Below are 12210 nucleotides of genomic sequence, written 5' to 3'. Positions count from 1 at the left end.
TTCCTAGCATAGACAGTAAACAGAACAGACTGAACCCATTTGATGACTTCAGGTAAGCTTTTGATACCTTAGCAGTTACGATGTTGGACATAAGTGATAAAACAGTGTGGTGTTACTAAGGTTCAGTAGATAAAGCCTGGTATGTCAAGAACAGGGCCTTTATCTAGAGGGTGGATAAGCTGCGCTTTTTACTAGCACACATTTCATTTTCTTTCATGTAAATAAATGCTATTTATACTTGTTTAAAGATTAGCTTATATTTTTTTACATAATAAAAATTGCATTTATTTATGTTTTGGATTAATATTTTCTGCATACATATTTTTAGTCAGGTTGAAATTTACAGTTTCAAAAAATTTAGAACAATTTGTTTTATACAAGATTACCCAGTCTTTCACTATCCATCGTAACGAAGGGAGTTTCAGAATATGTCACAATCTGTTGATTCTCGGACGATTCCAATCGACTTGGAAAAAGAGCTGAAGACGCTGAAAGGGATTGGACAAATAGCGGTGCTGGCGACAGAGGACCCTGTTACAGTGCCAGCCGTTCATCTGAGTCACTTTTTCTCCGACTGGAAATCAGAACAATTATTGACCGGGAGCCAAACTTCTGCATCTACATCGCACCATGACGAGAGGGATGAAACCTTGCCTCTTGCTTACAGCTTTGGGGGAGAGCTACAACTGGCGGTGGATGAGCCGGGTACGCTAGTCGAGGTTCTCTTGAGGGCGACTCGTATCGCCCACGACAAAAAGCTGATTTTTGTTCAACTAGATGGTAGCGAAGTCACAATGACGTATGCCCAATTATTGCAAGAGGCGGAGTCGATCCTGCGGGGTTTGCGGCAACAAGGACTTCAACCAGGTGATCCAGTGATCTTCCAGCTCGATGATAATAAAAATTTCGTCACTGCGTTTTGGGCGTGTGTACTGGGTGGCTTTTTGCCGACACCGATCGCCATTGCACCAACTTATACAGACTGGAATTCTGGAATCAGCCGTATATATAATGCTTGGAAGCTATTACAAAAGCCATTGGTGCTAGCGGACGAGGCATTGATTGAATCGATTGATCAACTAAAAAACCTTTGGGAGACGGACGAGCTACGCTATGTAGCATTGGAGCCTTTATTACAAAACGAGCCAGATCAGCAGTATTACGAGGCTTCACCAGATTCACTTGTACTTCATCTTTTGACATCAGGCAGCACTGGAATCCCGAAATGTGTGCAGCATTGCAACGAAAGTATTCTCGCTCGTGCACGCGGCACCGTTGCATGCCATAACTTTACATCGGATGAAATCATTCTGAATTGGATGCCATTGGATCACGTGGGTGGAATCGTGATGTTTCATGTGCTTGGTGTCTATCTGGCAAGTGAACAGATTTTGCCCAAAATCGACAGCTTTATTGCAAATCCACTAAATTGGTTTTACTGGATTAACCACTATCGCGCAACAATGACCTGGGCACCGAATTTCGCATTTGCTCTGGTGAACGATCAAGCCGAAAAAATCAAGCAAAACAACTGGGATCTCTCCTGCATGCGGCATATTCTGAATGGGGGAGAGCCGGTCGTCTCTAAGGTTGTACAGCAATTCCTCAGCCTGCTTCAACCTCACGGACTGCCTGATGATACGATGGCTCCTTCCTTTGGGATGTCTGAGACTTCTTCAGGAATCGTTTTTAATAAGCTTCTCAATCGACTATCTCCGACCAGTGGGTATCAGATTTTGGATAAGGCATCGCTTGGGGGAACGGTTCGTAGTGTTCCTGTAGATCATCCAAACCATGTAATGTTTACCGAGGTAGGCGGGCCGATCCCAGGTGTATCCATTCGTATTGTCGATTCCAACAACAACGTAATTCGAGAAAACCAAATTGGACGCTTGCAGGTTAAAGGTAACAACATCATGGTGGGCTATTACCAAAACCCGGAAGCGAATGCAGAAGTATTCGTCGAGGATGGCTGGTTTATCACAGGCGACCTTGGCTTCCTGCATCAAGGTAGGCTAACAATCACCGGTCGTGAAAAAGACGTAATTATCATCAATGGAAATAATATTCATAATTATGAAATAGAATCGTTCGTGGAAGAGGTAAAAGGCGTAAAGGTCACGTTCTCCGCGGCTGTCTCCATTCCCAAGGTGTCTAGCGGCAGCGATGAACTGGCAATTTTCTTCGTTCCTGAAGAACCTGATCTGGAATCCTGCTTAGGTGTAATCAAAGAAATTCGCCGTCATCTGAACGTCAAGATGGGTCTAAATCCAGCGTTAATCGTTCCAATTACACAGGAGGAGTTCCCGAAAACGAACTCTGGAAAAATCCAGCGTCCCGAGCTTTCCAGACGTTTGGCTAAGGGAGAGTTTGACGAGATTCTCAAGCAAATTGATCTAAAGCTGGAAAATGACAACACGCTTCCGAGCTGGTTCTACAAGCCGGTATGGGTCGAATCTCCAGCGGAAGAGACTTCTTCTGTGAATATGACGAATATCGAGGATATGCAACTGGCTGGCCATTGTCTACTCATGATTGATTCGATGGATCTGGCGAGCAAGTTTGTTGTAGGGGAAATGGATGAAGGAGAATGTATTAGCGTTACAAACGGAAAAGAATTCTCCAAAATTAGTCGACTTCACTATGTCGCTAATTTCAATAAACCTCATGACCTCGATCAATTATTCGGCGCCCTGAAAGAAGAGCAGCTTGACGTTTCGTATGTGTTCTATTTGCATGGGATGAGTAATAATGTCACAGGGAATCAGCCACAGACGATAGACGAGTTGAAAGCCATTCAAGAACACAACTATGCGATCGTCCACCTAGCAAAAGTCATGGCTGATCGCAATTTACAACCATCAACGTTTAGCTTGGTTACACATAATCTCTACCAGACGAATGACATGGAAATGATTTCCTATGCATATTCTCCGTTGATTGGTTTTTTCAAAACATTACCACATGAATTCCCAGAGACAACATTTCTTCATATCGATTTTTCTGATGACGTACATGAGAACTACAGTCTATACATAAAAAAAGAGCTAAACAATCTTCTAGCCCTCGCCAAATTAGCTCAGGAAAAAGATGAAACGGATTATTCCAAAACAGCTATCGTTGCTTACCGTGGAAATAAGCGCTATAGCCCAAGAATAACCCGTGTGGAATTGGAAAATAAAGCGCTTTCGGATAGCCCGCTGAGACAAAACGGTTTTTATTTAATTACTGGTGGTCTTGGTGGAGTAGCGAAGCTTTTTACCGAGCATCTATTGCGTCACTGCCAGGCAAAAGTGCTTCTTGTTGGTCGAACAACGCTTCCAGACAATGTAGAGGAAGGCTATTTTGACAGATCAACTAGTACAAAAGAAAAAATGAAATGTCTCAAGGAGCTTAAAAGCTTGGCACAAAATGGTGGGGAAGTTCACTATGTTGCATGTAATATCGCTGATCCTGTGCAGCTCGAAGCTATCGTTGCTGAGTGGGAGGAACGTTTTGGCCAAGCTCTGAATGGAGTGATTCATCTGGCGGGTGTCTACCGAGAGACATTGCTCAAGGATGAAACCATGTCCACATTAGATGAAATGTTCAGGGCAAAGGTGTATGGTACGTTTGCGCTTTATCAGCTTTTGAAAAATCGGCCTAACAGCATTTATATCACGTCATCCTCAACGACTACATTGTCTTCTGGCTATATGGCGGGTGCCTATGCGGCGGCAAATCAGTTTGTGGAAAGCTTCAGTCAGCATATGCAGGCGAGTGGTGATGTGAAAACATATTGCTTTGCCTGGAGCTTATGGGATGACATCGGGATGGGACGTGACCTGCTGGTGATGAAAAAGATCCTGCAAAGCCGGGGGCATCAAGCGATCCGCTCTGTTAAAGGTCTTTATTCCTGGCTGATAGGCTTGATGGCCAATGATGCCTTCCTTTATGTAGGGATTGATGAATCCAAACCGGACATGTCCAGGCTTCTGGCTATCGAGCCTAAGAGACAAAAAATCCTTCATCTCTTTTTCCAATTGGATCAAACCATCGATCTGACGTATCAAACATTGAGAGAAAAGACAGAGCAAATTCTTCTGACCAAAAACTCTAGTGAGCCAATCCTAGTGGCGTTGCATGAAACAGATGAATGGTTGTACACCGAGACAGGGGAACCCGATAGTGAAGCAATGCTTGTGGCATTGGCTAAAAAAGCAGGAGACGTCGAACGTATCAAACCTAGGTCTCCCTTAGAAAATGCTCTGTTCGGCATTTGGTCAAGCTTACTTGGAACAGATGATTTTGGAGTCCATGATAACTTCTTTGCTCTTGGTGGACAATCAATTAAGGCGACACAACTGCTAACACAGGTTCGAGAAATGTGTCAGGTGGACCTTCCATTACGTGTATTGTTTGCTAATCCGACGATTGAGGAGCTTGCCAAAGAGCTTGAACATCAAATGGGGGCGAGTCCATGTAACACAGAAGAGCAGCGTAAGATCACAAAAGCTGTGTACGGAAACACGCTCCCAATGTCTAACGCACAAAAGCGTCAATGGTACCTATACCAATTAAACCCAGAAAGCCCATACTACAACAACACCGTCAGCCTCCATCTGAAAGGAGAGAAGCTTCACGTTCATCTGCTTTCACAGGCGGTGCAACTAATTGTGGACCGACATGAAATACTGCGAACCCGATTTGCTTTACAGGAGGACGAGGCGGTACAGATTATTGATCCAAAACAGGTAATGGAAGTGCCGTTGGTGGATTTGACTCATCTACCCCGCAGTGAACGTGAGCAGGCAGTACAAGCACACATCCGTCAAGAAGCGACTACACCATTTCATTTAGAAAAGGATCAACTTATTCGTGCTGTGTTGATCCGGGCCGGAGACGATGATCACGTCATGGTGGTCTCGATTCATCATATTGTCTCTGATGGTTGGTCTGTAGGGGTATTCATTGAGGAATTAGCTAATGCCTATGACCAAATGAGAGCTGGAAAGCGCGTAGAATTGCCAGCATTGCCGATTCAATATGCAGATTATACACTTTGGCAGCAAAACCTGCTCTCAGATGAACTGATCGTCCATCAATTAACCTATTGGAAAAATAAGCTTGCGGATGCAACTGAATTACAACTGCCAACCGATTATCCGCGTCCCGTTCATCCAAAACGTGTGGGTAAAACCATTGAACGAAATTTCAGTTCACATCTACGAAAAAAACTGGAGAAGTTGAGTCAACAAGAGGGCGCAACACTGTACATGACCCTGTTATCCTCCTTTTTAACCCTGCTGTCCCGTTATTCTGGCCAGCGTGATGTTATTGTCTCATCCGTTACTGCTAACCGGAATCAAGTCGAGATCGAGCGTTTGATAGGATTTTTCGTGAATACATTGGCTATTCGTGCAGATATCGATATGACAGAAAGCTTTGCTGATCTTTTGCAAAAAGTAAAAGCAGCTACACTGGAAGCGTTCGATAATCAGGACGTTCCGTTTGAGATGGTAGTAGACGAACTTTCTCTTGAACGTAGGCCACATCTTCATCCTCTTTCTCAAGTGTTGTTTATTGTTCAAAATGCCAAAATGCGTGCGATTGACCTGGCAGATGCTACGATGACGATGCATATCGAGAACAGCGAAACGTCTAAGTTTGATATTACCGTTCAGGTCTTTGAAGCGGGAGAAGACTTACAGGTTATGCTTGAATATGATACGGAGCTGTACCGCGATGATACGATGGATCGAATGCTGTCACACTTTGAACGGCTTCTTAGGGCAATAAGTGAAGATGTAGCTCAGCCTCTTTCTCAGGTAACGTTCCTCTCTGACGCAGACATCCATCTGCTCTCGGCATTTAATCAAACAGAGATGGATTATCCACGAGACCTGACGTTGCATCAACAATTTGAACAGCAGGTAGATCGTAGCCCAGATGCTGTAGCGGTTGTCGAAGGGGATGGAGTTCAGACGATCACCTATAAGGAACTGAACAGACGTGCAAACCAACTTGCCGTTCACTTAAGAACAAGAGGGGTCAAAGCAAATCAGGTTGTAGGGCTTATGGCTGATCGTTCCATTAAGATGTTAACCGGTTTACTTGCTATTCTCAAGGCGGGAGGGGCTTTTCTGCCAATTGATCCGGCGCTACCGAAAGAGCGAATCAGCTACATGCTAGAAAACAGTGGTAGTACCCTGTTACTAACAGATTTTGATATGGCAGATCTACCCTTCAATGGCGACTTGATCAAGCTAGATGACACCACATACCAGCATAACAATGCAGATAATCTAGATTGTATCAACACTTCGTCCGATTTGTTGTATGCCATATATACGTCTGGTACAACGGGTCATCCAAAAGGAATTATGCTTACACATCGCAATTTATCTAATATTGTTCATTTTGAATATAACCGGACCACGCTTGATTTTAGACGAGTTTTGCAGTTTACCACTATGAGCTTTGACGTGTGCTATCAGGAAATTTTCTCAACGCTGTTGGCGGGTGGGGAGCTTCATATCATCGGAAATGATGACAAGCGCGATATCCTAAAGCTTTTAGCATTTATTGAAGAATACAGGTTGGAGACAGCATTTCTGCCGACCTCATTGTTTAAATTCATCATCAATGAATCGTATTATGTGGAAAAATTACCGAAAACGTTGAAGCATTTGGTCGTTGCAGGCGAGCAGCTTGTCCTGCCAGAATCGTTCATCGCCTATCTACATCAGCATGATATCCAGTTGCACAACCATTATGGACCGTCAGAAACACATGTTATTACCAGCCTAACGATGAAGGCAAAAGAGTCGATCATGGGGATTCCACCGATTGGACGCCCACTAGCGAATACACGAATTTTCATTGTTAGTGAGGAAATGCAGCTTCAACCTGTTGGTGTACCGGGGGAACTTTGTGTCTCAGGTGACACGGTTGGACTAGGATATCTTAACCGGAAAGAATTAACTGCTGAAAAATTTGTGATAAATCCGTTTGCGCCAGATGAGATTATGTATCGCACAGGTGACATAGCCCGATGGTTACCAGACGGCACGATTGAATACTTAGGGCGTATTGACCATCAAATAAAAATCCGGGGCTATCGAATTGAGCCGGGAGAGATCGAAATTCAGTTGTTGAACCATCCGATGATTAGCAAAGCATTTGTCATGGTGTATCAAAATGGGACGAATGCCAGTCTGTGTGGGTACTATGTGGCGGAGGAAGCCTTGTCACCAGAGGCTGTCCATAGCTATTTAGCTGAATCATTACCTGACTATATGGTGCCAGCTTACCTGATTCCACTGAATGAATTGCCACTCAATCACAATGGCAAAATTGACCGTCGCGCTCTGCCAATTCCCGACTCGTCTATGACAATGGAAGAGTATGTGGACCCGAGTAATGAAATAGAGGAAACATTGGCCAAGATTTGGTCGGAGGTTTTGGGAGTCGAGAATGTGAGTGTAACCAGCAATTTCTTCAAAATAGGGGGTCATTCTCTCAAAGCAACAATGCTGGTAGCGCGGATTCATAAGCATTTTGGCATCGAATTCCCGCTCAAAGAGGTTTTTCACAAACCGACGATTCAACAGATGGCAGGCTATATCGAGCAAGCGGCTGTTCGATCCTTCACTACGATAGAGTCTGCGCCAGCCATGACTCACTATCCTGTTACCTCCGCACAAAAACGTCTCTATGTTATTAGTCAGTTTGATGGTGTGAAGACAGGGTATAACATGCCAGTCATCGCAGAATTACGCGGCAACCTGGATAAAGAACGCTTACGACAAGCTCTTGAAGCTGTTGTTCTTCGCCATGACACGCTCCGTACCAGCTATGAAATGATGGATGGCGTACTCGTGCAACGGATTCATGAGAGCGCTGATGTATCTTTGGAGATTGTACAGCTTCAGACCACCGAAGCCATATCTTCTGCTGATAGGAAGATACACGACTTGATTAGTAATGCAATACGACCGTTTCACTTGCGTATAGCTCCACAACTGCGAGCCACCCTGATTGAACTAGCTCCAGAGCATGCTATCCTCGTGGTCGATATGCACCACATCGCCGCAGACGGGGTGTCGTTGAATATTTTTATGAACGATCTTGGGGCGTACTACCAAGGTAAGTCACTGCCGCCGCTTCACATACAATACAAGGATTATGCAGTTTGGAAGCAATCTTACCTTGGCAGTGAAGAGAATCAACAGCATGAGGCGTATTGGCTTGACATATTTACGAACGAGCCACCTGTGCTAGAGCTACCAACTGATTTCCAGCGACCATCTGTCCAAAGTTTCGAGGGAGATCGTATTTGGATCGATCAGGACGAAGACTGGACCGCAAAACTGAAAGCTTTGGCTACAAGTCTTGATACTACGCTTTATATGCTATTGCTTGCTATATACAATGTCTTTTTGGCTAAATGGACGAATCAGGAAGATATTATCGTAGGATCACCGATTGCTGGTCGCCCACATGCCGATGTAGAGCCGATAATGGGTATGTTTGTCAACACGCTCGCACTGCGTAATTATCCTGAAGCCAATAAGTCATTCAGTCAGTTCGTTGCAGAAGTAAAGGAACACGTGCTTCAGGCCCACGAACACCAAGATTATCCACTAGAAGAATTGATCGAAAAGCTGGGCATACGCCGCGACTTAAGCCGTAACCCGTTATTTGATACGATGTTTACCTTGCAAAATGTGGATATTGATTACAACGTGATGCAAGATGTCCAAGTCAGCGCATATGATTACCAATACCCGATTTCCAAGTTTGATTTGACCTTATTGTGCGTGGAGAAAGACGGCCGACTCCGTTTTGAGTGGGAATACAGCACAAAGCTGTTTACTCGCGAGACGATTGTGCGGATGTCTAAACATCTGATCCATCTGTTGGAGCAAATCATAGAACAGCCCCAGCTCTCTATTGTCGACATCGAGCTAATAACAGAAGCAGAAAAAACACAACTATTGCATGATTTTAACCGTACGGAATGGGAGCATCCGGTTGAACAGACGATTCATGCTTTGATTGAAAAGCAAGCGCTCCAAGCACCTGATCAGACCGCAGTTGTATTTCGCTCAGAGGCATTGACCTATCAGCAACTCAATGAGAAAGCGAATCAACTTGCCCATACCCTGCGTGAAAAGGGAGCAGGTCCTGAGCAGGTCATCGCCATCATAGCGGATCGTTCCTTAGAGATGTTCATCGGTTTACTTGCCATACTAAAGGCAGGAGCTGCATTCGTGCCAATTGATCCAGAATACCCTGCTGAACGCATCCAATATATGCTTGACGATAGCCAGGCGAAGCTGTTACTCCATCACACGAATCAAGACGTAAAGCTCGATACTTACGCAAGGGAGGTTATTCGAATCTCTGATCAGTTTTCCTATCAGAGAGACATAGCCAACCTTCCAGAGATGACGCAGCCATCGAATTTGGCATATATCATCTACACATCGGGTTCAACAGGGAAGCCAAAAGGTGTTATGATCGAGCACCGTTCCCTTGTTAATCTGTGCTTCTGGCATCGGAGTGAGTATGGTATCACTGCCGATGATGCTACGACTAAATACGCTGGATTCGGCTTCGATGCCTCAGTTTGGGAGATATTCCCGTACCTGATTAGTGGGGCCACTATCCATGTAATCGGAGACGAAATTCGGTACGATATTCACAAACTTAATGAGTACTATGAACAAAATCGTATCACGATCAGCTTTTTGCCAACCCAACTATGTGAGACCTTCATGAGTCTTTGTAACCGATCGCTTCGTTATCTGCTTACGGGTGGCGATAAGCTTAGAACCTATGAACCGCAAAGCTATCAGCTGGTAAACAACTATGGGCCAACGGAAAATACGGTCGTTGCCACCAATTGCTTCATCACAGAGGCAGGTAGTAGCATTCCAATTGGTAAGCCGATCCACAACGTCAAGGCATATGTGCTTAATTCTTACAATCAGCTTCAGCCAATCGGTGTGCCAGGCGAGTTATGTGTATCAGGAATTAATTTAGCACGCGGTTACTGGAATAAGCAGGAGCTGACCGATGAAAAGTTCGTTGCCAATCCGTTTGCTACGGGCGAGCGTATGTATCGCACAGGCGATCTAGTGCGGTGGCTTCCAGACGGTAATCTTGAATATGTAGGCCGAATGGATGCCCAAGTAAAAATCCGTGGACACCGAATTGAACTGGGCGAGATTGAAACAACACTCATGCAGCATCCATCTGTCAAGGAGGTTGCTGTCGTCGCTTGGCAAGATAGTAACAGTAACATGCTAGCGGCATACTTTACGGTTGATTCGGTGGTAACTACGAATGAATTGCGCAAATGGCTTGCTCAATCACTCCCGGATTACATGGTGCCAGCCTATTTTATTGAGGTAGAGCGGCTACCGCTGACCGCTAACGGCAAGGTAGATCGAAAGGCATTGCCTGCTGTTGACAAATCCGCTGAGGTCGCTATTTCCTATAAAGCACCGCAAAACGAGACAGATGCTATACTCGCCACGATCTGGCAAGAAGTATTAGGAGAAGAACGAATCGGTATTCAAAGCAACTTCTATGATCTGGGAGGAGACTCGATCAAGGCTATCCAAGTAATTGCCCTGTTGAACAAGCATCAATTGAAAGTAGAGATTAAAGACATCTTCATGAATCCAACCATTGAGGAACTCAGCATGTATGTCAAACCGCTAGAAGCCAAGGCTGATCAGGGCATGGTTACAGGGGCGGTAGAATTGACACCAATTCAACGATGGTTCTTCGCTCAGAAATTCACTGATTCTCATCATTGGAACCAAGCAATGATGGTCTATCGTCGTGAAGGCTTTGACGAACAAGCCCTTTGTCGTGTCTTGCACGAACTGGTGTTACACCATGATGCTCTGCGTATGTCCTATGAAATATCCGAGCTTGATATCAAGCAAGTAAACCGTGGGGAAGAAGGGTGTTTGTATGGCTTTGAGGTGATTGACCTGAGTCATCTGAGTGCTGAGAAAGAGCTTGATTTAGCCATCCAAAAGGAGGCTTCCCGCATTCAACAAAGTCTCGACCTGACTTGTGGGCCGCTTATCCATGCCGGCTTATTCCATACGGCGGAAGGTGACCACCTATTGCTGGCGATCCATCATTTAGTAGTAGATGGTGTCTCGTGGCGCATCCTACTTGAAGATTTGGCCCGTGGCTACGAACAGGCTATAGGTGATCAGTTAATTCACTTTGCTGAAAAAACACACTCCTACCAAGACTGGGCAGAGGCGCTTACCAGATACGCCAGCACCCGTATGGGACAAAGAGAAATGAGCTACTGGCAATCTGTGCTGCAAACTACAACCGAACCAATACCAAAGGATGCAACATCGTCATGCAACAGTTGGGCTGAAACAACGGAAAAAACGATCTGGCTGAGTACAAAAGAAACGGAAGATTTGTTAAAACACGCTCATCACACTTATAACACCGAGATTAACGATATTCTGCTGACTGCACTAGGATTAACACTAAGCGAATGGAGTGGACAGACGCAGATCCGCGTTGATTTAGAAGGTCATGGCCGTGAAGAGATTATAGCGGATATCAGCGTCGCACGAACAGTTGGCTGGTTTACTTCTATCTATCCTGTGGTACTGAAGATGAATTCACTGCAAGACTTAGGTGAACAAATTAAACAGATGAAAGAATCTCTTCGCCAAATTCCCAACAAAGGCGTTGGCTATGGCATCCTGAATTACCTCGGCGAAACACCGCTTACCGGCAAACAGGCAGAAGTTAGCTTTAACTATCTTGGTCAATTTGACAACAGTCAACAGGTGGGATCATTCCAAGCATCTGACAAGTCTGTTGGTGAAATGTTCAGTCCAAGAGCCGAGCGAACCTATTTGCTTGATTTCCTTGGCATGGTAACAGACGGTAGATTAAAGCTTTCTGTCCTATATAACACCCAGATCCATCAAGCAAAAACGATCGCAAGCCTGTTGGAGCGGTTCAAAGAGAACTTGCTGCGTTGTATTTTGCACTGTGTAAGTAAGCAAACCAATGAGTTAACCCCAAGCGATTTTACCTCAAGCGGTTTGAGCTTTGATGACCTAGAAGCAGCGCTGGATCTTTTTAACAGATGAAGTAATTCGATCATCCCCGAAAACCAGCAAAAATACTCTGGCGCACACAGATACGGTCTTGTGGCTGTGTGTGCTG

Annotated in this window: 1 protein-coding gene; it reads left to right on the top strand. The window is 44.8% G+C overall.

Annotated features, from left to right (window positions below; all coding sequences use genetic code 11):
• Positions 1 to 428: 428 nt before the first annotated feature.
• Positions 429 to 12134, top strand: a complete 11706-nt coding sequence (locus BRLA_RS11955; protein ID WP_003337719.1) for a non-ribosomal peptide synthetase — start codon at positions 429 to 431, stop codon at positions 12132 to 12134.
• The last annotated feature ends 76 nt before the right edge of the window (positions 12135 to 12210 follow it).

Origin of the sequence: Brevibacillus laterosporus LMG 15441 (genome assembly GCF_000219535.2) — a bacterium.
Classification (GTDB): Bacteria; Bacillota; Bacilli; order Brevibacillales; family Brevibacillaceae; genus Brevibacillus_B; species Brevibacillus_B halotolerans.
This window is presented reverse-complemented; position numbering and strand designations above follow the sequence as displayed.